This window comes from Streptomyces sp. NBC_01306, assembly GCF_026340465.1.
In the GTDB taxonomy this organism is placed as follows: Bacteria; Actinomycetota; Actinomycetes; order Streptomycetales; family Streptomycetaceae; genus Streptomyces.
The window spans coordinates 6,387,686-6,408,428 of record NZ_JAPEPC010000001.1; the positions used below are offsets into that span (position 1 = coordinate 6,387,686).

Consider the following 20,743-nt stretch of genomic DNA (forward strand, 5'->3'; position numbering starts at 1 on the left):
TCGGCCGCTGCGAAGACGGTCACCGCAGGAACGCGGCGGCCACGCCCGCGTCGACCGGCACCAGCAGCCCGGTGGTGTGCGACAGATCCCCGCCGGTCAGCGCGTAGACCGCGTTCGCGACATGCTCCGGCAGCACTTCGCGCTTGAGCAGGGTCCGCTGGGCGTAGAACTCGCCGAGCTTCTCCTCCTCGACCCCGTACACCGCCGCCCGTTCGGCGCCCCAGCCACCCGCGAAGATCCCCGAACCGCGCACCACACCGTCCGGGTTGACCCCGTTGACCCGGATCGAGTGCTCGCCCAGCTCGGCGGCCAGCAGCCGCACCTGGTGCGCCTGGTCCGCCTTGGTCGCGGAGTACGCGATGTTGCGGGGGCCCGCGAAGATCGCGTTCTTGGACACGACGTAGACGATGTCGCCGCCGAGCCCCTGCGCGGTCATCATCCGGGCCGCCTCGCGGGACACCAGGAACGAGCCGCGCGCCATGATCGAGTGCTGGCGGTCCCAGTCGTCGGCCGTGGTCTCCAGCAGCGGCCTCGACAGCGAGATCCCGGCGTTGTTGACGACCAGGTCGACGCCCCCGAAGGCCAGCGCGGCCCGGTCGAAGGCCGCGGTAATCTGCGCCTCCGATGTGACGTCCACGGTCACCGCGACGGCGTGGTCGGGGCCGCCCAGCTCGTCGGCGACCCGGGCGGCGCCCGCTCCGTCCCGGTCGGCGACGACCACACAGGCCCCCTCGGCGGCCAGCCGCCGCGCGATGGCACGGCCGATGCCCGAACCGGCGCCGGTCACCAGCGCGACCCGGGTGGCGAGGGGTTTGGGCGCGGGCATCCGGCGGAGCTTGGCCTCCTCCAGCTCCCAGTACTCGATACGGAACTTCTCCGCCTCGCCGATGGGCGCGTACGTGGAGACGGCCTCGGCCCCGCGCATCACCTGGACCGCGTTGAGGTAGAACTCCCCGGCCACGCGCGCCGTCTGCTTGTCCTTGCCGAAGGAGAACATCCCCACCCCGGGCACCAGCACGATCGCTGGATCGGCGCCGCGCATCGCGGGCGAGGCGGGCGTCGCGTACCGCTCGTAGTACGCCCGGTACTCCTCACGGTAAGCGGCGTGCAGCTCGCGCAGCCGGACGGTCACCTCGTCCACCGGGGCGGCGGGCGGCAGGTCCAGGACCAGCGGGCGCACCTTGGTCCGCAGGAAGTGGTCGGGGCAGGAGGTGCCGAGGGCGGCGAGCCGGGGGTGCGCGGTACGGGACAGGAAGTCGAGCACCGTGTCCGCGTCGCTGAAGTGCCCGACCTGCGGCCGGTCGGCGGAGGCGAGACCGCGTATCACCGGCGCCAGGGCGGCGGCCCTGGCCCGCCGCTCGGCCCGCGGCAGCGGCGTGTACCCCTCCCGTACGGGGCCGAACGGCTCGGGCCTGCCGCGCCGGGCCAGATACTCCCCGGCGGTGCGGATGATGAAGAGCGAACGCTCCTCGCACTCCTCGGCCGTCGCGCCCCAGGCGGTGATCCCATGGCCGCCGAGCACACAGCCGACGGCCCGCGGGTTGGCGGCCTTGACCGCTGCGATGTCGAGCCCCAGCTGGAACCCCGGCCGCCGCCACGGCACCCACACCACCCGGTCCCCGAAGCAGTCGGCCGTGAGCTTCTCCCCGTCGGCGGCGCAGGCCAGCGCGATCCCCGAGTCGGGGTGCAGATGGTCGACATGCGGGGCATCGACCAGGCCGTGCATCGCGGTGTCGATGGAGGGCGCCGCACCGCCTCTGCCGTGGAGGCAGTGGTCGAAGGCGGCGACCATCTCGTCCTCGCGGTCGACGCCGGGGTAGACATCGGCGAGCGCGCGCAGCCGGTCCAGCCGCAGAACGGCGAGCCCCGACGGGGTGAGCGTGCCCAGGTCGCCGCCCGAGCCCTTCACCCAGAGCAGCTCGGTGTCCCGGCCGGTCACCGGGTCGATGCCTGCGCCCTTGGCCGATGTGTTGCCGCCCGCGTAGTTGGTGTTGCGCGGATCGGAGCCGAGCCGGTTGGAGCGTGCCAGCAGCGCCGCGACCTCAGGGGGCTGCGTGGGCTGCGTGGTCTGTGAAGCCTGCGCGGATTCGGGTACTTCGGGGACTGCCGATTCGTCGGGGACTTCCGGTACGTCGGGGACTTCCGGTACTTCCGGGACCGGGCGCGGCATGTCAGGCCCCCCATCCGGCCTGGGTGCCGCCCACGCGCTCGGCGGCGATCCGCTCCTGCCTGCCGGACGCGAGATAGGCGGCGACCGGATCGGGGTGCAGCCCGCCCTCCTCCCGGATCCCGGCGAGCAACGGCCTGACGTCGGTGTTGTACGCGTCCATCAGCACGGCGTTCGCGCCGAGCACGTCCCCCGAGCGCTGCGCCGCGCCGAGCGCGTCGGCGTCGACGGTGAGCGCCTTCGCCGTGGCCTCCTGGACGTTCATCACCGACCGGATGACAGCCGGGATCTTGGCCTCGATGTTGTGGCACTGGTCGAGCATGAAGTTGACCTGGGCGGCCGGTTCGAGACCGCCGTTCCTGACGACCTCGTGCATGATCCGGAACAGCTGGAAGGGGTCAGCCGCTCCCGCCATCAGATCGTCGTCCGCGTAGAAGCGGGAGTTGAAGTCGAAGGCCCCCAGCTTCCCTTCGCGCAGCAGCACGGCGACGATGAACTCGATGTTCGTGCCCGGTGCGTGGTGCCCGGTGTCCACGACGACCTTCGCCTTCGGGCCGAGCTTCAGGCAGTGGGCGTACGCCGTGCCCCAGTCGGGGACGTCCGTCGCGTAGAAGGCGGGTTCGAAGAGCTTGTACTCCAGCAGCATCCGGCGGCCGTCACCCAGCCGTTCGTACACGGTCGCCAGCGCCTCGGCGAGCCGGTCCTGGCGGGCCACCACATCGTCCTGGCCCGGGTAGTTGGTGCCGTCGGAGAACCACAGCTTCAGATCGGACGAGCCGGTCGCGTCCATGATGTCGACGCACTCCAGCAGATGCGCCACCGCCTTGCGCCGTACCGCGCCGTCGGGGTGCGTCACCGATCCCAGCTTGAAGTCGTCGTCCTGGAAGACGTTGGAGTTGACCGCGCCCAGCGTCAGCCCGCGCTCCTTGGCGTACGCGGCCAGGGCGGCGTAGTCGTCGACCCGGTCCCAGGGGATGTGCAGGGAGACGCGGGGGGCCACCCCGGTGAAGGCATGAACCTGTGCGGCGTCGTCCAGCTTCTCGAACGGATCGCGGGGCACCCCGGGCTGCGCGAACACCTTGAAACGGGTGCCGGAGTTCCCGTAACCCCAGGACGGGGTCTCGATCGTCTGCGACGCCAGCGCGGCCTTCACGGCCGAGAGTTCAGACATGCCAACCCCTTCAATGAATCGATTCATTGAGCGGTGAAGCTAGTAGCGGGGCACAGTCGCGTCAACCCTTGACGCACCTGGGGGTGGCGGCCGGCTTCCCGCTGGTTTGAATCAATTCACGGATGCGCCTGCCCGGCTGCCGGGAGCGGTACGGGACGGGTCCGCCGGGCCCGGGGGTCCGCCCGTCTCGCCCGGGCGGGGGCGCGACCGTACGATGAGCGCACTCCGTGCGGGCGGGCCGGACATCTCCCGGGTCGGCCCGGACACAGCCAGGTACAGCAGGTGGGACAGACGTGGCAGGCATCAAGGACGTGGCCAGACGTGCGGGCGTCTCGGTCGGCACCGTGTCCAATGTCATCAACCGGCCGGCCTCCGTCTCGCCGGAGACCCGCGCCCGGGTGCAGGCGGCCATCGCTGAACTCGGCTATGTACGGAGCGAGTCGGCCAGACAGCTGAGGGCGGGCAGCAGCAGGATCGTGGCGCTGCTCGTGCTCGACATGGGCAACCCGTTCTTCGTGGACATCGCCCGCGGTGCCGAACGGGCCGCCCGCGGTGCCGGGCTCGGCGTCATGGTCTGCAACAGCGACCAGAGCGCGGCCGAGGAGGCCGCCTACCTGTCGCTCTTCGCCGAGCAGCGGGTGCTGGGGGTGCTGGTCACCCCGGCCGACCCCACCGGGAAGAGCCTGGAGGACTTCGGCCGGCACGGCATCCCCTCCGTCCTGGTCGACCGGGTGGCGTCCGGCGCCACCTCCTGCGCGGTCTCGGTGGACGACGTCCACGGCGGCACCCTGGCCGTACGCCATCTCGTCGCCGCCGGGCACCGGTCGATCGCCTTCGTCACCGGGCCGCCGGAGCTGCGCCAGATCCAGGACCGCAGAAAGGGCGCGCTGGCCGCGCTCCACGAGGCGGGGCTCCCGTCCGAGGCCCTGGTGGACATCTCCACGGGCCGGCTGGACGTGGCGGCGGGCCGGGACGCCGGTGCCCGACTGGTCGGCCTCGTGCCGCGGCCGACCGCCGTCTTCTGCGTGAACGACCTGCTGGCGCTCGGCGTGCTCCAGTCGCTGTACGCCGCGGGCGTCAAGGTGCCGCAGGACATGGCCATCGTCGGCTACGACGACATCGAGTTCGCCGCGGCGGCCGCCGTACCGCTGACGTCGGTACGCCAGCCCGCGGTGCTGATGGGACGGATGGCGGCCGAACTCCTCCTGGAGGAGGCCGGATACGCGGGCGACGGCGAGCATCTGCACCGCGGTGTCATGCTCCAGCCCGAGCTGGTCGTCCGGGCGTCCAGCATTCTGCCGCACTGACGTCCGTCCGGCGCACGGACGGCCGGGCGTGCTGTCACGGGATTCAGCGAACTGGCCATCGATATATGCGTGTTGACCGGCGGAAACGGCACCGCTGCGTCATCATCGGCCCGAGATGCCGGATACCTGCCGGGACGATGTTGCCGTCCCCACCCCTGCCCCCGAGCCGCGTGGCTGCCTCTTCGCGCTCTCCCAGCCACCCCTGATGATCTTCCTCGGGGTGATCTGCTGTCTGCTGCTCATGGCGGCCGTGCACGATCTGTTCCTGCTGTGAGGGCGGACGTCAGCCCGCGGCCGCCTTCCGTCTGGCGCGGTAGGCGGCGACATGCAGCCGGTTGCCGCAGGTGCGGCTGTCGCAGTACCGGCGGGAGCGATTGCGTGAGAGATCGACGAAGGCGTGTCCGCAGTCCGGGGCCTCGCAGCGGCGCAGCCGCTCCTGCTCGCCCGCGACGACGATGAAGGCGAGCGCCATCCCGCCGTCGGCCGCCAGGTGGTCGGCGACGGAGGCGCCGGGCGCGAAGTAGTGCACATGCCAGTCGTAACCGTCGTGGTCGGTGAGCTGCGGAGTCGTGCCCGCGGACGCGACGAGCCGGTTGACGAGCGCTGCCGCGGCATGGGGGCCGGGGGCGGCGAACACCTCGGCGAACTGCCGGCGCACCCCGATCACGGCCCGCCGGTCGTCCTCGCCGAGCTGTCCCACGCCGCTCAGGTCGTAGTCGCGCACGAAGGCGTACAGCCCCTCGATGTCGGCGAGCGGGTCGGCGTCCGCACCCTCCGGCGCGGTGTTCACCAGACTGACCACCACGTTGAGGGCGATCCGGGTGTCGTGGGGAATCAGCACGATGCACTCCCTGGCCTGCGACGGGCCGGCGCCCGCCGATGCTGGCCGACTCTAGTGCCTCGCCGCTCCCGCCCCGGACGCACCGGGGCGCCGTCCCCGCGGTGGATTCCGCGGGGACGGCGCCCGGCTTCTGGCGTATGTCGTTGTCTGCGCGGTGCCGTCGCCCCGAGTCGGACGGCGCCGGGCCTCTCGCAGCCTGGCTCAGCTTTCGGCCAGAATGTGCGAGAGCTCGGTGTCGAGATCGAAGTGACGGTGTTCCGTACCGGGTGGCACGGCGGCGTCGGTCCGCTTGAGGAACGACTCCAGGGCCCTCGCAGGGGCTTCGAGCAGGGCTTCTCCTTCCGGGGAGCTCAGGGCGATACAGACCACGCCCTGACCGTGACTGCGCGACGGCCAGACTCGGACGTCGCCGGTGCCGGTGGGCCTGTGCAGACCCTCTGCGAGGAGATCGCGGGCGAAGACCCACTCCACGGTCTCCTCGGCTCCGGTGTGGAAGGTGGCATGCACGGCATACGGATCGGCCGTGTCATACCGCAGGCCCGCGGGTACAGGCAGTGATGACTCGCTCGACACAACGAGGCGCAGGTGCAGCTCGCAGCTGACCGTGGTGTTCATAAGCGCCAGGGCCTTTCGCTCAGTGTGCGCTCGGGGATTCGCACGTCGGCGAAATCGACATGCCACCTACGGTGCCGTTGTAAACCCCTCTGACCGATTTGTGGCTCTTAAGGTCGCCTGTACGGCGGAGTGTGACTTTGTCCGGTTACGGCAAATGGGTGACGCCCGGCGCGGCGGCTCCGGAGGTGGCCGGTCCAGTAAGTTGGGGGACATGAATGCGGAGAGTGACGGGCGGGGTGGGATCGCCACGGTGGACTCCGGGGGAGGCGGGACGGGCGTGAGCGGCGCGGAGGCGCCCTCGGAGCGCGTGCCCGGGTCCCGGGCCCCGGCCTTCGTCAGGAAGTCCAGGGCGCTGCGTCTGAGCTGGCAGGTGGGCGTCTTCCTGGTGGGGCTCGCCGTGGTGGCCGCGGGCGTCGTCATGCTGCCGCTGCCGGGGCCCGGCTGGCTGGTGATCTTCGGTGGCATGGCGGTCTGGGCGACCGAGTTCGTCTGGGCGCAGCTGGTGCTCCGCTGGACCAGGCGGAAGGTGGCCGGGGCGGCGCGCAAGGCACTCGACCCCCGGGTCCGGCGACGGAACCTGATCCTGCTGACTGCCGGGCTGGTGATCGTCGCCGTACTGCTCGCGATCTACGTCAGGCAGTTCGGGGTCGTGATGCCGTGGAAGATCCGCGAGTGAACGAAGTTCCACGAGTGGTTCCAGGGTGGTCCGGAACGGCCCGGGCCATGCGGTAATGTTTTCCCTGCGCCCGGGCGATTAGCTCAGTGGGAGAGCGCTTCGTTCACACCGAAGAGGTCACTGGTTCGAACCCAGTATCGCCCACCGTCCGGTTCCGATGGCCCGGAGGCTTTCCAGCCTCCGGGCCATCGGCGTTCCGCCGTGACGCAGGCCGTTGATCATTCCCGCCGCGCTCTCCCCGGCTGTTCTCCTTAAAACGATTCACCCTGTGTCGGGGCTCCCGCGTGTTCCTGTGTGAACCACGGAGACCGGTGCGCGCCGAGCCGGTTCGGGGTGCTGCTCCGGGCCGGCGGCCGTGCCTGCCGCAATAGTTTGAACCAGGACCGGCGGGCCCTGTATGGTTCAGTCCGTTCCCGGGCGATTAGCTCAGTGGGAGAGCGCTTCGTTCACACCGAAGAGGTCACTGGTTCGAACCCAGTATCGCCCACCGGGTCAGGCCGGTCCGCCACCGCGGACCGGCCTTTCTGTATGCCGCACCCGTGTGCCGCGCCTGCCGTACGCCGGTTCGTTCCGTGCCGTACGGTCAGGCCGCCACGGACAGTTCGGGCCGCAGCGGCCACGACGGATCCACGGTCTCCGGTGTGCCCTGCCGGGCGAACCAGGCCTGTAGTCCGCGCGCCTGCGCCGCGTGCCACGTCGTCTGCAACGTGTGCAGCTCACCGGGCGTCAGCCGCTCAAGACGCCCCGCGAACCGGCGCCCTATCGCCCGTACGAGCTCCAGTGAGGCCAGTGCGTCCGCGGCCGCGTCGTGGGCACCGTCCAGCACTACCTCGTACTGCTGGCAGAGGTCCGTCAGGGTGCGGTGGCCCTTGCGGTAGCGGTCCAGGTGTTTGTCCAGGACGCGCGGGTCCAGGACCCGCAGTGGTGACTCCCCGAGGTACCGGCCGAGCGAGGATGCGCGGTGGCGCCTCAACTCCCGGTCGAGCAGAGTCAGATCGAAGGGCGCGTTCATGACCACCAGCGGCCGGCCCGCCGCGCACTGCTCGGCCAGCGCCCTGGCTATCTCCGCCACCACGGGCGACGGCCAGCGGCCGTTGCGCTGGAGATGGAGATCGGTCAGACCATGGATCTCGGTGGCACCCGCGGGAACCGGGATACCAGGATTCACCAGCCAGCGGGTGGTGCGCGGCCGCCCTCCCGCGGCGTCCTGCACGACCAGCGCGGCGGACACGATGCGGTCGTCCTCGACGTCCACGCCCGTCGTTTCGGTGTCAAAAGCTGCCAGGGGTCCTTCGAACCAGCACGGCATGTCCCAACTCCTCGCACTCACTTGGCAGATGGCGTGCGACATCTGCCCGATTCGGTGATACCCGGCTGTTTGCGACATACGCCGACCGGAGACAACACAGGTGACGGGCGAGGACATTGACGGCCCGTCGCCGGAAATGGACCGGCCCGGTATCGGCACAGTCCGGAAGGCACACCACAGCCATGGCGCTCACGCAGCCCGAACGGGGCCCCCTGGTGCCCGAGCGGCTCGCGCCGCTGCGCGGTTCGCTCGCCACCACCGCCTGTATGGAGACCTTTCAGGTGGGATATCTGCACGCGGTCGCGGCCGCTTCGGGATGTTCGCTGTCCCAGCCCTTTCCGGACAACGGGATCGACTGGCACGTGAGCCACGGAGCTCCGGACCACACCGTGGACGACGAAGTGACCATCAAGGTGCAGCTGAAATGCACCTACCAGATCGCCCCGAACCCGCCCGGCGCGGCCTTCTCCTTCACGCTCGACAACGCCCATCTCGTGAAGCTCGCCCGTACGCCGGTCTCGGTGCACAAGATCCTCGTCGTGATGCTGGTGCCGCGGACCCGGGACGACTGGCTGCGGGCCGGTCACGACCGGCTCGATCTGCGGCACTGCTGTTACTGGACCAACTTGGCAGGCCACCCGGTGACGGGCCGGCACAGGACCACCGTGCGGATCCCGACCTCGCGGATATTCGACGACCGAGCACTCTGCGAGATCATGACCCGTGTCGGGGCCGGAGGGAGACCCTGATGCAGCACCGCCCGCTCGACGAACCCGTACGTCCCCACCCGGTCGAAGGACCGGGGGTCCGGGACGGCGGCGAGGGCCCCGACCCCGCGCGGGTCGACCCCGCGGTACTCGGCGCGCTGCTCGGCCGGCACGGCTGGCTCCGCCGCGGCGGAGCCGCCGGACGCTATGCCCGCTGGACGCCCCCCGGCCCCGCAGGCCGGGGTACGAGCGTCCTCGTCCCCGAGAGCCGCTCCTTTCCCGACAGCGACGACCTGCTGGCCGAGGCGCTCACCGCACTCACCCGCTGCGCCGCGCCGTCGGCCCGCGAGGTGCTGGTCGCGCTCACCGTGCCGAGCGACGAGGTCCGCTGGTCGCGGGAGACCGCCGACGACCTCTCCGGGGTGGCCCCATGGACCGTCCAGGAGCAACTGCGCTCGGCCGCACGCCAGATGCTCACGGCGGGCGCACTGGCGGCGGCCCGCAGCGCCGGGTACCACGGCGCCCGCCACCGCAGGCAGGCCGACGCCGCGCTGGACGGGGTGCTGGCGGGTCCTGCCCCGGACGGGCGCGGGCTCACCGCCTTCGTCCCCGTGGAGCCGGGCCGGGCCGTCGTGGTCCGGCTGCACCACGCGCTGCACGCGGCCAGGGAGGCGGTGGACTACCAGCGGGCGACCGGCGGGATGGACGCGTTCGACGCCGCGGTCCGCGCCGGGGTGAGCCGCGAGCTGACCGAGGCGGTCGTCGCGCTCGTACGGGGCACCGAAGGGGTGTCGGTCGCGCTGGCCTGGGCCCCGGCGGCCGGGGTGCCCGAGGGGTGTGCGGCCAGGCCGGAACCGGTCGCGTTCTCGCCCGGTGACCTTCCCGCGCTGCGGGCGGCCGGCGCCCGCTATCTGCGCTCGGAGCCCTCCCTGCCGGTCCGGGTCACGGGCGCCGTCGTACGGATGCGCCGCTCGGCGCCGGGCGGTCCCGGCACGGTCCGGCTGCGAGTGCTGGCCGGCGCCGAGGTCCCGTACGTACGGATGGTGCTCGACGAGGAGGCGTACCGGATCGCGGGCCACGCGCATCTGGTCGGGCTGCCGGTCAGGGTGCAGGGCAGGCTGGAGAGCCGCAGCGGCTTCCGCCGGCTGACCGGCGCCGAAGGGGTGGTCCCCGTCCAGGTGGACGAGGTGGAGCGGGACCGGCTGATGAAGGCGCTCCAGGAGAACCTCGACTTCTTCGAGGAGGCCTGCGCGGGGGAGCGGGCGGAGGACGCGGAGGAGGCCGGGGGAGGGTCCGGGAGCGAGGGCCCCTAACCGTTTCGCAAACCACGCCCCGGTCTCGGTACGATTCAGGCGCGCCGGGCTCCACCGGCGCACCCCCTGAGTCAGGAGAGACCGGTGTCAGACGTCCGTGTGGTCATCCATCGCGATTCCGAGCGGGAAGAGCGCGTGGTGACGACGGGCACTACGGCAGCCGAGCTCTTCCCCGGCGAGCGCACCGTCGTCGCGGCCCGGGTGGCAGGTGAGCTGAAGGACCTGGCCTACGCGTTGGCCGACGGCGACGAGATCGAGCCCGTCGTGATCTCGTCCGAGGACGGCCTCAACATCCTGCGCCACTCCACCGCGCATGTGATGGCACAGGCCGTGCAGGAGCTCTTCCCCGACGCGAAGCTCGGCATCGGCCCGCCGGTCAAGGACGGCTTCTACTACGACTTCGACGTCGAGCGGCCGTTCACCCCCGAGGATCTCAAGGCCATCGAGAAGAAGATGCAGGAGATCCAGAAGCGCGGGCAGCGCTTCTCACGGCGTGTGGTGACCGACGACGACGCCCGCGCCGAGCTGGCATCCGAGCCGTACAAGCTGGAGCTCATCGGGATCAAGGGCTCCGCCTCGGCGGACGACGGGGCGGACGTCGAGGTGGGCGGCGGCGAGCTGACCATCTACGACAACCTCGACCCGAAGACCGGCGACCTCTGCTGGAAGGACCTCTGCCGCGGTCCGCACCTGCCCACCACCCGGTTCATCCCCGCCTTCAAGCTGATGCGGAACGCCGCCGCGTACTGGCGCGGCAGCGAGAAGAACCCGATGCTGCAGCGCATCTACGGCACCGCCTGGCCCACCAAGGACGAGCTCAAGGCGCACCTGGAGTTCCTGGAGGAGGCCGCCAAGCGGGACCACCGCAAGCTCGGCAACGAGCTGGACCTCTTCTCGTTCCCGGACGAGATCGGCCCCGGCCTCGCGGTCTTCCACCCCAAGGGCGGCATCATCCGCCGCGCCATGGAGGACTACTCGCGCAAGCGGCACGAGGAGGAGGGCTACGAGTTCGTCTACTCGCCGCACGCCACCAAGGGCAAGCTCTTCGAGAAGTCCGGCCACCTGGACTGGTACGCGGACGGCATGTACCCGCCCATGCAGCTCGACGACGGGGTGGACTACTACCTCAAGCCGATGAACTGCCCGATGCACAACCTGATCTTCGATGCGCGCGGCCGCTCCTACCGTGAACTGCCGCTGCGTCTCTTCGAGTTCGGCACGGTGTACCGGTACGAGAAGTCGGGCGTCGTGCACGGCCTGACCCGCTCGCGCGGCTTCACCCAGGACGACGCGCACATCTACTGCACCAAGGAGCAGATGGCGGACGAGCTGGACAGGACGCTCACCTTCGTCCTGAACCTGCTGCGCGACTACGGCCTGACCGACTTCTACCTGGAGCTGTCCACCAAGGACCCGGAGAAGTTCGTCGGCTCGGACGAGGTCTGGGAAGAGGCCACCGAGACGCTCCGCCAGGTGGCCGAGAAGCAGGGCCTGCCGCTGGTCCCGGACCCGGGCGGCGCCGCGTTCTACGGGCCGAAGATCTCCGTCCAGTGCAAGGACGCCATCGGGCGCACCTGGCAGATGTCGACCGTCCAGCTCGACTTCAACCTGCCGGAGCGCTTCGACCTGGAGTACACGGGACCCGACGGCACCAAGCAGCGCCCGGTGATGATCCACCGCGCCCTGTTCGGTTCCATCGAGCGCTTCTTCGCGGTGCTCCTGGAGCACTACGCGGGCGCGTTCCCGGTCTGGCTGGCGCCTGTCCAGGCGGTCGGCATCCCGATCGGCGACGCGCACATCCCGTACCTCCAGGAGTTCGCCGCCACGGCGCGCAAGCAGGGGCTGCGGGTCGAGGTGGACGCCTCGTCGGACCGGATGCAGAAGAAGATCCGCAACCAGCAGCGTGCCAAGGTGCCCTTCATGATCATCGCGGGCGACGAGGACATGGCCAACGGCGCCGTCTCCTTCCGGTACCGCGACGGATCGCAGGAGAACGGCATCCCGGTGGACGACGCCATCGCCAAGATCGCGCAGGCCGTCGCGGACCGCGTACAGGTCTGATCCGCCCGGCCGGTGAGGCCCCCGGAGAGTCAGCTCTCCGGGGGCCTCTCCTCGTCGTCCCGTCGGAAGGTCTGCAACAGCCAGGACGAGAAGGATCCCGTCACGGCGCCCAGCAGGGCGATGCCGCACGCCATCATGGCCACCGCGATCACCCGTCCCAGTGGCGTCACGGGGGTCACGTCGCCGTAGCCGACCGTCGAGAGCGTCGCGGCGGCCCACCACACGGCGTCGCCGAAGGTACGGATGGTGGCGCCCGGCGCCGAGCGCTCACAGCTGTAGACGGCGAGCGACCCGGCGAAAGCGAGCAGTACGGCCGAGAGTCCCGCATACGCGATCACCCGGGCCTGCAGATTCAGCCGCGGCTGCTCCCTCTTCTGCTGCACCGCGTTGTAGAGCGGCACGATCCGCAGCAGCCGAAGCAGCGGCAGGATGACCGCCAGCGTGTCCATCCGGTGCCGGTGCGGGAAGCGCAGCCGCTCACCGCTCAGGACGAGCCGTACCGCGTAGTCCAGTACGAAGACCAGCCAGACCGCCAGGGCCACCGCGAGTGCGGTGTCCCGCAGCAAAGGATCAGCGCCCCGCGCCAGCACCCGGACCGCATAACAGGCGAGGAAGAGCAGCGCGGCCGCGAAGAGCGGAATCTCCGTGCGCTCCTCCCAGCGGCGCAGCCGCTCGCCGGGAATCAGGACGTCCATCCGCCCAGCATCGCCGGGACCGCCGTCGCCCGCGCCCCGGCGACACGTCGCGAACGGGGGAAGTCATATGCTGCACAGCATGACGAGTGAGCCGGAGCAGCAGATCGGAGTGGGGACGCAGGACGCGTTCCAGCGCCTGTGGACCCCCCACCGGATGGCGTACATCCAGGGGGAGAACAAGCCGAGCGGGCCGGGCTCGGACGACGACTGTCCGTTCTGCTCGATCCCGTCGAAGTCCGACGAGGACGGCCTTGTCGTGGCGCGCGGCCGGCATGTGTACGCGGTGCTCAACCTCTACCCGTACAACGGCGGACATCTCATGGTCGTGCCGTTCCGCCATGTCGCCGACTACACGGAGCTGGATGCGGCCGAGACGGCCGAGCTGGCCGAGCTGACCAAGCGGGCGATGACGGCGCTGCGGACGGCTTCCGGTGCGCACGGCTTCAACATCGGTATGAACCAGGGGGAGTCGGCGGGGGCCGGCATCGCGGCCCATCTGCACCAGCACGTGGTGCCGCGCTGGGGCGGCGACACCAACTTCATGCCGGTCGTCGGGCACACCAAGGTGCTGCCGCAGCTGCTGGCCGACACCCGTACGATGCTGGCCGCGGCCTGGCCGGTCTGAGCGGCCGGTATGCGGTGACGGGGGCGTAGCCCGGCACATGGACGGAGGCAGGGCCCCGGCGGGTGCCGGGGCCCTTGCGTTTCCGGGGGCGTGGTGTCAGGCGTCGTAGACGTCGGCCTGGCGCGGTGTCGGGTCCTGCACCAGTCCGCTGAGGACCATCGAGCGATTGGTGAAGGAGTCGGTGTTCACGCCGTGCTCGTCGAGCACCCGCATGGCCGCCGTGTGCACGGCGCGCAGTACCGGAGTGGCCGCCCGCATCGCGTCGTCCGCCATGAAGCGGTGCCGCCAGGGCTTGTCGGCCCAGGCGTGCCGCATCCCGAACGGCTCGGGCAGCGTGATCTTCCCGCCGCAGAAGTCGAGGACGGGCGGGAACCAGGTCAGCGGGGCCCGCGCGGCCAGTCGCACCACCTCGGGGGTCTCCACCAGCGGCAGGTTCACCTCCCGCGTCTCCCAGAACTTGACCGCCTTGTTGACCTCCTTGGTCTTGGCCGCAGGCTTGGTGGTGAAGAGCGAGTGCACCGGGCCGAGCGCATGGCCGGTGACCTCGATCCGCAGCGTCTCGTGGAGCACCGTCACCGTGATCATCATGGTGATCACCAGCTGCCCGTCCCAGAGAGTGAACTGCACGCCCAGATAGTGGCGGTTGCCGCTGCCGAACTGCTGCTCGTTGCAGATCCGCTGTATCTCGTGGCCCTTGATCTGGAAGGCCTCCACGTCCTCCCCGTCGGGCCGGCTGACCTCGCTCGCGTTCTCACCGACGGGTGCCACGATCCAGTGCTTCACGGACGGGGTGGGGAAGCCGCCGGTGTGCAGCGGGCCGCGCTCCAGCATCCGCAGCCGGTCGTGGATGGCCCGGATGACGTCCCAGCTGCGGAAGCCGTGGATCTCGGTGCCCGCCTCGCGGGGGACGAGCTCCTCGGCGAGCTGCCAGCTGCCCCAGCGGGTGCCCATGCCGAGTATCCCCTTGGGGCCCGCGTAGAACACCGAGTTGGACTGCTGCTCGGCCGTCAGCTTGGCCAGGGACTGGCGCAGCTGCTCGGCTGCGGTCTCGGTGGGGTTGCGCGGTACGGCCTCCGGGATCTTCGGCCCGATGCCGCCGCCGGACAGCAGACTCTCCCAGCGGGACCGCAGGTCAACGGCCGTCTTCTCGCAGATCCGCTTGGCCCACACCCAGCCGATGACCGGCGCGACCATCATGAGCCGCAGATACAGCGCCCCGATGCCGCCGAACGGCAGCTTGACGAGGAAGAGCACCACGAGTGCGCCGACAGCCACAAGCAGCGCGGTGCCCAGGGCTCCCATGCTGCGGTTCCGGGATCCGGACAGGGTGCGCCGCAGCTGGAAGACGCCGAGCCAGATCAGCAGCCCGGGGAGGAACACGAGTCCGAAGAGGGCCATCACGATGGTCAGCCTGGTGTCGCGCTCCTTACGGATACGGGTCGCCGCCAGGCAGTGTTCGACCACCGTCTGGGGCTCGGTCCCGAAGGACTGGATGAGCGCCTTCCGGGTGCCACCGAGCATCCGCACCTGGACGGCTCGGGAGAAGGACTCGCCCAGATTCGGCTCGAAGAGCGAGAACTTGCCCTTCTTCACCACTGTCTTGTGCCACTCGCTGTTGGCTTTGAGTATGTCCTCGACCGAACTGTCCCGGTAGGCCGCCGACGCGAGGGCGTGGGTCGCGGCGGTCTGGCCCGCTGCTCCCTGGAGCGGAACCTGTGCCCCGGGAATGAAATCGAATCCGTCGTTCGCCACCGCTGCCCCCATCGCCGCACCCAACCGCTGCTGCGGCTGTTCCCAACTACCGTGCCCCGCACACCTGCTGCGCCGGACCCGGGCAGTCCCGCGCCTTCCGTCCGTGCCGTGACCTCAGCGTATCCGTGGTGCTCCCCGCGCGTCACGGGACGCCGGAAGGCTGTCCGGCGCAGGGCGGTGCGCGGCCGGATACCGCTCAGCCGCACGGCTGTTGGCCGCAACCCGCTACGAACCGGTGTACGCCTGATCGCGCACCCGGTCGGCCACCTGCGGTGGCATCGGCTCATGGCGTACGTACGAGCGTGTGAACCGCCCGGTGCCGTGCGAGAGCGACCGCAGATCGACGGCGTACCGCCCGATCTCGATCTCCGGGACCTCGGCCCGGACCAGGGTGCGGCCCGGCACCGTCTGCTCGGTGCCCACCACCCGGCCGCGCCGACCGGAGAGATCGCTGATCACCGGGCCCACGAAGTCGTCGGGCACCAGCACCCGGACCGAGATCACGGGCTCCAGGAGATGGATCGGGGCCCGGTCCGCCGCCTCCCGCAGGGCCAGCGCGCCCGCCGTCTGGAACGCCGCGTCCGAGGAGTCCACGGAGTGGGCCTTGCCGTCCCGGAGGGTGATACGGACGTCGACGAGCGGGTGCCCGGCCGCGACGCCCCGGGCCGCCTGCGCGCGTACGCCCTTCTCGACGGACGGGATGAACTGGCGGGGCACCGAACCGCCGACGACCCGGTCGACGAACTCGATCCCCGATCCGGAGGGCAGCGGGGCGACCTCGATCGCGCAGATCGCGAACTGGCCGTGGCCGCCGGACTGTTTGACGTGCCTGCCGCGCCCCTCGGCCGGTCCGCCGAATGTCTCGCGCAGCGACACCCGGTACGGCTCGGCGTCCACCCGGACCCCGTATCTGCCCTGCAGCCGCTCCAGCGCCACGTCCCGCTGCGCCTCGCCGAGACACCAGAGCACCAGCTGGTGGGTGTCCGGGTTCTGCTCCAGACGCATGGTCGGATCTTCGGTGACCAGCCGGGTGAGCCCCAGCGAGAGCTTGTCCTCGTCCGCCTTGCCATGGGCGGCGACGGCGAGCGGGAGCAGCGGCTCCGGCAGCGTCCACGCCTCCATCACCATCGGGTCGTCCTTGCCGGACAGCGTGTCGCCGGTCTCCGCGCGGCTCAGCCCCGCGACGCAGGCGATGTCTCCCGCGATGCACTCGTGCAGCGGGCTCTGCCGTCGTCCGAAGGGTGCCGAGAGCGCGCCGACGCGTTCGTCCGTGTCACGGTCGTCGCCGCCGTCCAGGCCGGCGCGGCCGTGGCCCGGCTGGCTGTGCCCGGCCACATGCACCGTCTCGTCGGGCCGCAGGGTCCCGGAGAAGACCCGTACGAGGGAGAGCCGGCCCACATAGGGATCGGATGCCGTCTTGATCACCTCGGCGACCAGCGGCCCGCACGGGTCGCAGCTCGCCGCGGCGTGCGGGGCGCCCTCCGGGGTGGTGACCGCCGGGGCCTCCCGCTCGGGCGGTGCGGGGAAGCCGCGGGTGATCAGTTCGAGCAGTTCGACGGTGCCGAGCCCCTGCCGTCCGCCGGACACCGCGGGCGCGGCGGCGAGCACCGGGTGGAAGACACCGCGGGCGACCGCCCGCTCCAGATCCGCGATCACCGTCCCGACGTCGATCTCCTCGCCGCCGAGATAGCGGTCCATCAGGGTCTCGTCCTCGCTCTCGGCGATGATCCCCTCGATCAGCCGGTTGCGGGCCTCCTCCATCGGCGGCAGCTCGGCCTCGCCGGGCTCGCTCTCCGTACGCTCTCCCGAGGCGTAACCGGACAGCCGACGGGTGAGCAGCCCGGCAAGCCCGGTCACCGGGACGTGCCCGTCCGGCCCCGGCGATCCGTACAGCGGGAGGTACAGGGGGAGCACCGCGTCGGGGTCGTCGCCGCCGAAGATCCGGCCGCACAGCCGGGTCAGTTCCGCGTAGCCGGTGCGGGCCGTGTCCAGATGGGTGACCACGATGGCCCGCGGCATCCCGACGGCCGCGCACTCCTCCCAGACGGCGCGCGTCGCGCCGTCGACGCTGTCCGCGTCCTGGGCGGCCGACACGACGAACAGGGCGGCGTCCGCAGCGCGCAGACCGGCCCGCAGCTCGCCGACGAAATCGGCGTAACCAGGTGTGTCGAGCAGATTGATCTTGATGCCGTCCCACTCGACGGGGACGAGCGAGAGCTGGACCGACCGCTGCCTGCGCTGTTCGATCTCGTCGTAGTCGGAGACGGTCTGGCCGTCCTCCACGCGGCCGGCCCGGGTGACCGCTCCTGCGGTCAGCGCCAGGGCCTCGACCAGCGTGGTCTTGCCGGATCCGCTGTGGCCGACCAGGACCACGTTCCGTACGGAAGCGGGCCGGCCGGCCGTCGTCACTCTGCCGGCGGCCCCGGGGTGTGTGCTCGCCTTGTCGCCCATGAGTGTGCCTCCCGTGTGATGAGGGACGTTGCACGGTGAGAAACGGAGCGGACACAGGGCCGGGAAGCGTGGCGGCACCGGTGACGCCCGCGGTCATTCGAGCTTTCCACTCGGGCCGCGGCGCGTCCATACGTGCGGCTCCGGCGTCTGCCCGGCCCCCGCCCGTCACCCGCCGCGACAGGGCCCGGCGGTGGAGGTCCGCGGTCCTGGCTACGATGGGCCCGCCGGGTGGCCAATGGGGCCGCGCGGCTCACCAACCCCCCGGGAAGGCCATGCTGAACAAGTACGCGCGTGCATTCTTTACGCGTGTCCTCACGCCGTTCGCCTCGTTTCTGCTCCGGATCGGGGTCAGCCCCGACGCGGTGACGCTGACCGGTACGGCCGGGGTGATGGCGGGTGCGCTGGTCTTCTTCCCCAGGGGAGAGTTCTTCTGGGGCACGATCGTCATCACACTCTTCGTCTTCTCCGACCTCGTCGACGGCAACATGGCGCGCCAGGCCGGGATTTCGAGCCGCTGGGGGGCCTTCCTCGACTCGACCCTCGACCGGGTCGCGGACGGGGCGATCTTCTCCGGGCTCGCCCTCTGGTACGCGGGCACCGGTGACAACAACATGCTGTGCGCGGTCGCCCTCTTCTGCCTCGCGAGCGGCCAGGTGGTCTCGTACACCAAGGCCCGCGGCGAGTCGATCGGGCTGCCGGTCGCGGTGAACGGGCTGATCGAGCGGGCCGAGCGGCTGGTCATCTCGCTCGTCGCCGCCGGTTTGGCCGGGCTGCACAAGTTCGGGGTGCCCGGGATCCAGATCCTGCTGCCGATCGCGCTGTGGATCGTGGCGGTGGGCAGCCTGATCACCCTGGTGCAGCGGGTGGTCACCGTACGCAGGGAGTCTGCGGAGGCCGATGCCGCGGCGGCTGCCGAAGCCTCCGCGCACGGCGGCGAGGCGGTATGAGGGAGCGAGTGACGGACGCCCTGTACGGACTCGGCTGGGGCGCGGTCAAGAAGCTGCCCGAGCCGGTCGCCACGGGGCTGGGCAGGCGTATCGCGGACACGGTCTGGAAGCGGCGCGGCAAGAGCGTGCTGCGGCTCGAATCCAACCTGTCCAGGGTGGTGCCCGGCGCCGGCCCCGACCGGCTGGCCGAGCTGTCCCGGGCCGGGATGCGCTCGTACATGCGGTACTGGATGGAGTCCTTCCGGCTGCCCGCGTGGAGCGCCGACCGGGTCCGCAATGGCTTCGACGTCGACGATGTCCACCATCTGACGGACGGCCTGGCCGCCGGGAAGGGCGTCATACTCGCCCTTCCGCACATGGGCAATTACGACCTCGCGGGCGCCTGGGTCACCACGAAGCTGGGGGTGCCGTTCACCACGGTCGCCGAGCGGCTCGAGCCCGAGACCCTCTACGACCGGTTCGTCGCCTACCGCGAGGGCCTGGGCATGGAGGTCCTGCCGCACACCGGCGGCTCCGCTTTCGGCACGCTGGCCAGGCGGCTGCGGGACGGCGGTCTGGTCTGCCTGGTCGCCGACCGCGACCTCTCCGCATCGGGCGTCGAGGTCCGGTTCTTCGGCGAGGCGACCCGGATGCCCGCGGGCCCCGCGCTGCTCGCCCAGCAGACCGGAGCGCTGCTGCTGCCCGTCACGCTCTGGTACGACGGTTCGCCGGTGATGCGCGGCCGTGTCCATCCCCCGGTGGACGTACCCGCCTCGGGTACGCGCCCCGAGAAGACCTCGGTGATGGCGCAGGCGCTCGCCGACGCCTTCGCCACCGGAATCGCCGAGCACCCGGAGGACTGGCACATGCTCCAGCGCCTCTGGCTCGCCGACCTGGAGCCTCGTCAGGAGCCTTCGTGAAGATCGGCATCGTCTGCCCGTACTCCTGGGACGTCCCGGGCGGGGTCCAGTTCCACATCAGGGACCTCGCCGAGCATCTGAACGGCCTCGGCCACCAGGTGTCGGTGCTGGCCCCGTCCGACGACGAGACACCCCTGCCGCCGTACGTGGTCTCCGCGGGCCGGGCCGTCCCCGTCCCGTACAACGGCTCGGTCGCCCGGCTCAACTTCGGCTTCCTGTCGGCGGCCCGGGTGCGGCGCTGGCTGCACGACGGCACCTTCGACGTGATCCACATCCATGAGCCCACCTCGCCGTCGCTCGGGCTGCTCACCTGCTGGGCCGCGCAGGGGCCGATCGTGGCGACCTTCCACACCTCCAACCCGCGCTCACGGGCGATGATCGCCGCGTACCCGATCCTGCAGCCCGCGCTGGAGAAGATCTCGGCCCGGATCGCGGTGAGCGAGTACGCGCGCAGGACCCTGGTCGAGCACCTGGGCGGCGACGCGGTGGTCATCCCCAACGGCGTCGACGTCGCATTCTTCGAGCGCGCCGAGCCCAAGCCCGAGTGGCAGGGGGCGACCATCGGGTTCATCGGGCGGATCGACGAGCCGCGCAAGGGGCTGCCGGTCCTGATGCGGGCGCTGCCGAAGATCCTCGCCGAGTGCCCGGACGCCCGGCTGCTGGTCGCGGGCCGGGGCGACGAGAAGGAAGCCGTCGCCACCCTGCCGAAGGAGATGCGGCAGCGGGTCGAGTTCCTCGGCATGGTCAGCGACGAGGACAAGGCCCGGCTGCTGCGCAGCGTCGACGTCTATGTCGCGCCGAACACCGGCGGCGAGAGCTTCGGGATCATCCTCGTCGAGGCGATGTCGGCCGGTGCGCCAGTGCTGGCGAGCGACCTCGACGCGTTCGCCCAGGTCCTGGACCAGGGCGCGGCCGGCGAGCTGTTCGCCAACGAGGACGCGGACGCGCTGGCCGCCTCCGCCGTGCGGCTGCTGGGCGACAGCGAGCGCCGGGAGGGGCTGCGCCGGCGGGGCAGCGCGCATGTGCGCCGCTTCGACTGGTCGACGGTCGGTGCGGACATCCTGGCGGTGTACGAGACGGTGACCGACGGCGCCGCGTCGGTCGACACCGACGAACGGGTCAGCCTGCGGGCCCGGTTCGGCCTGGCCAGGGACTGACAGGGCGCCACAGACGGGCACTTGACGGGCCGTCAGGTCTGCTCGTGGCG

18 protein-coding genes and 2 tRNA genes are annotated in these 20,743 nt (G+C 71.0%); 12 read left to right on the forward strand and 8 right to left on the reverse strand.

Features of this window, described 5'->3' with window-relative positions; genetic code table 11:
• Positions 1-19: 19 nt before the first annotated feature.
• Both OG385_RS28285 and rhaI read right to left on the reverse strand, forming a co-directional pair.
• Positions 20-2,170: a bifunctional aldolase/short-chain dehydrogenase gene (locus OG385_RS28285; protein WP_266858884.1), complete on the reverse strand. Its 2,151-nt coding sequence runs from the start codon at positions 2,168-2,170 to the stop codon at positions 20-22.
• Between the two features lies 1 nt (position 2,171).
• Positions 2,172-3,338: an L-rhamnose isomerase gene (rhaI, locus tag OG385_RS28290; RefSeq protein WP_266858886.1), complete on the reverse strand. Its 1,167-nt coding sequence runs from the start codon at positions 3,336-3,338 to the stop codon at positions 2,172-2,174.
• Positions 3,339-3,631: 293 nt separating this feature from the next.
• Here rhaI and OG385_RS28295 point away from each other — a divergent pair, with 293 nt between their 5' ends.
• Positions 3,632-4,645, forward strand: a complete 1,014-nt coding sequence (locus OG385_RS28295; protein WP_266858888.1) for a LacI family DNA-binding transcriptional regulator — start codon at positions 3,632-3,634, stop codon at positions 4,643-4,645.
• A gap of 115 nt (positions 4,646-4,760) precedes the next feature.
• Entirely contained in the window at positions 4,761-4,919 is a 159-nt protein-coding gene (locus tag OG385_RS28300; protein WP_266858889.1) for a hypothetical protein, read from the forward strand.
• Between the two features lie 9 nt (positions 4,920-4,928).
• On the opposite strand, the gene OG385_RS28305 is transcribed toward OG385_RS28300, so the two are convergent.
• Positions 4,929-5,486, reverse strand: coding sequence for a CGNR zinc finger domain-containing protein (locus OG385_RS28305; RefSeq protein WP_266858891.1), 558 nt, complete (start codon positions 5,484-5,486; stop codon positions 4,929-4,931).
• Positions 5,487-5,687: 201 nt separating this feature from the next.
• Positions 5,688-6,101 carry an SsgA family sporulation/cell division regulator gene (locus OG385_RS28310; protein ID WP_003959770.1) on the reverse strand — a complete coding sequence of 138 codons (414 nt, stop codon included), beginning with the start codon at positions 6,099-6,101 and terminating at the stop codon, positions 5,688-5,690.
• Between the two features lie 211 nt (positions 6,102-6,312).
• Between OG385_RS28310 and OG385_RS28315 the strand changes: the two genes are divergently transcribed.
• From OG385_RS28315 to OG385_RS28325, 3 genes are all read left to right on the forward strand, one after another.
• The gene (locus tag OG385_RS28315) at positions 6,313-6,777 is read left to right on the forward strand and encodes a TIGR02611 family protein (RefSeq protein WP_266858893.1); all 465 of its coding nucleotides are present in this window, start codon (positions 6,313-6,315) and stop codon (positions 6,775-6,777) included.
• A 72-nt stretch (positions 6,778-6,849) separates the two neighbouring features.
• Positions 6,850-6,921 (forward strand) — tRNA-Val (locus tag OG385_RS28320).
• 271 nt (positions 6,922-7,192) lie between these two features.
• Positions 7,193-7,264: transfer RNA gene (locus tag OG385_RS28325), tRNA-Val, on the forward strand.
• Between the two features lie 96 nt (positions 7,265-7,360).
• On the opposite strand, the gene OG385_RS28330 is transcribed toward OG385_RS28325, so the two are convergent.
• Complete coding sequence (locus OG385_RS28330; protein WP_266858895.1) at positions 7,361-8,086, reverse strand: 3'-5' exonuclease; 726 nt, start codon at positions 8,084-8,086, stop codon at positions 7,361-7,363.
• Positions 8,087-8,268: 182 nt separating this feature from the next.
• On the opposite strand from OG385_RS28330, the gene OG385_RS28335 reads away from it, so the two are divergent.
• The 3 genes from OG385_RS28335 to thrS all read left to right on the forward strand — a co-directional run bounded on the left by OG385_RS28335 (position 8,269) and on the right by thrS (position 12,167).
• Positions 8,269-8,835 carry a DUF4365 domain-containing protein gene (locus OG385_RS28335; RefSeq protein ID WP_266858897.1) on the forward strand — a complete coding sequence of 189 codons (567 nt, stop codon included), beginning with the start codon at positions 8,269-8,271 and terminating at the stop codon, positions 8,833-8,835.
• Positions 8,835-10,106, forward strand: a complete 1,272-nt coding sequence (locus OG385_RS28340; RefSeq protein WP_266858898.1) for a hypothetical protein — start codon at positions 8,835-8,837, stop codon at positions 10,104-10,106. The genes OG385_RS28335 and OG385_RS28340 overlap by 1 nt, the downstream gene beginning before the upstream one ends.
• Positions 10,107-10,190: 84 nt before the next feature.
• Positions 10,191-12,167, forward strand: coding sequence for a threonine--tRNA ligase (thrS, locus tag OG385_RS28345; protein ID WP_266858900.1), 1,977 nt, complete (start codon positions 10,191-10,193; stop codon positions 12,165-12,167).
• 29 nt (positions 12,168-12,196) lie between these two features.
• Here thrS and OG385_RS28350 read toward each other — a convergent pair whose 3' ends face one another.
• Positions 12,197-12,862 carry a potassium channel family protein gene (locus tag OG385_RS28350; protein ID WP_266858902.1) on the reverse strand — a complete coding sequence of 222 codons (666 nt, stop codon included), beginning with the start codon at positions 12,860-12,862 and terminating at the stop codon, positions 12,197-12,199.
• A 67-nt stretch (positions 12,863-12,929) separates the two neighbouring features.
• Here OG385_RS28350 and OG385_RS28355 point away from each other — a divergent pair, with 67 nt between their 5' ends.
• Entirely contained in the window at positions 12,930-13,487 is a 558-nt protein-coding gene (locus OG385_RS28355) for an HIT domain-containing protein (protein WP_266858903.1), read from the forward strand.
• Positions 13,488-13,583: 96 nt separating this feature from the next.
• Here the strand turns inward: OG385_RS28355 and OG385_RS28360 are convergent, their stop codons facing one another.
• Together OG385_RS28360 and OG385_RS28365 are read right to left on the reverse strand one after the other, a co-directional pair.
• Positions 13,584-15,239: a hypothetical protein gene (locus OG385_RS28360; protein WP_266858904.1), complete on the reverse strand. Its 1,656-nt coding sequence runs from the start codon at positions 15,237-15,239 to the stop codon at positions 13,584-13,586.
• 225 nt (positions 15,240-15,464) lie between these two features.
• Entirely contained in the window at positions 15,465-17,690 is a 2,226-nt protein-coding gene (locus tag OG385_RS28365) for an elongation factor G-like protein EF-G2 (RefSeq protein ID WP_266858906.1), read from the reverse strand.
• 272 nt (positions 17,691-17,962) lie between these two features.
• Here OG385_RS28365 and pgsA point away from each other — a divergent pair, with 272 nt between their 5' ends.
• The 3 genes from pgsA to OG385_RS28380 are packed head-to-tail and all read left to right on the forward strand — an operon-like array spanning position 17,963 to position 20,693.
• Positions 17,963-18,637: a phosphatidylinositol phosphate synthase gene (gene pgsA / locus OG385_RS28370; RefSeq protein ID WP_266858908.1), complete on the forward strand. Its 675-nt coding sequence runs from the start codon at positions 17,963-17,965 to the stop codon at positions 18,635-18,637.
• Positions 18,634-19,536 (forward strand): phosphatidylinositol mannoside acyltransferase, encoded by a 903-nt coding sequence (locus OG385_RS28375; protein WP_266858910.1) that lies wholly within the window; start codon positions 18,634-18,636, stop codon positions 19,534-19,536. Before pgsA ends, OG385_RS28375 begins: the two co-directional genes overlap by 4 nt.
• Entirely contained in the window at positions 19,533-20,693 is a 1,161-nt protein-coding gene (locus OG385_RS28380) for a glycosyltransferase family 4 protein (RefSeq protein WP_266858912.1), read from the forward strand. The genes OG385_RS28375 and OG385_RS28380 overlap by 4 nt, the downstream gene beginning before the upstream one ends.
• Positions 20,694-20,743 lie beyond the last annotated feature (50 nt).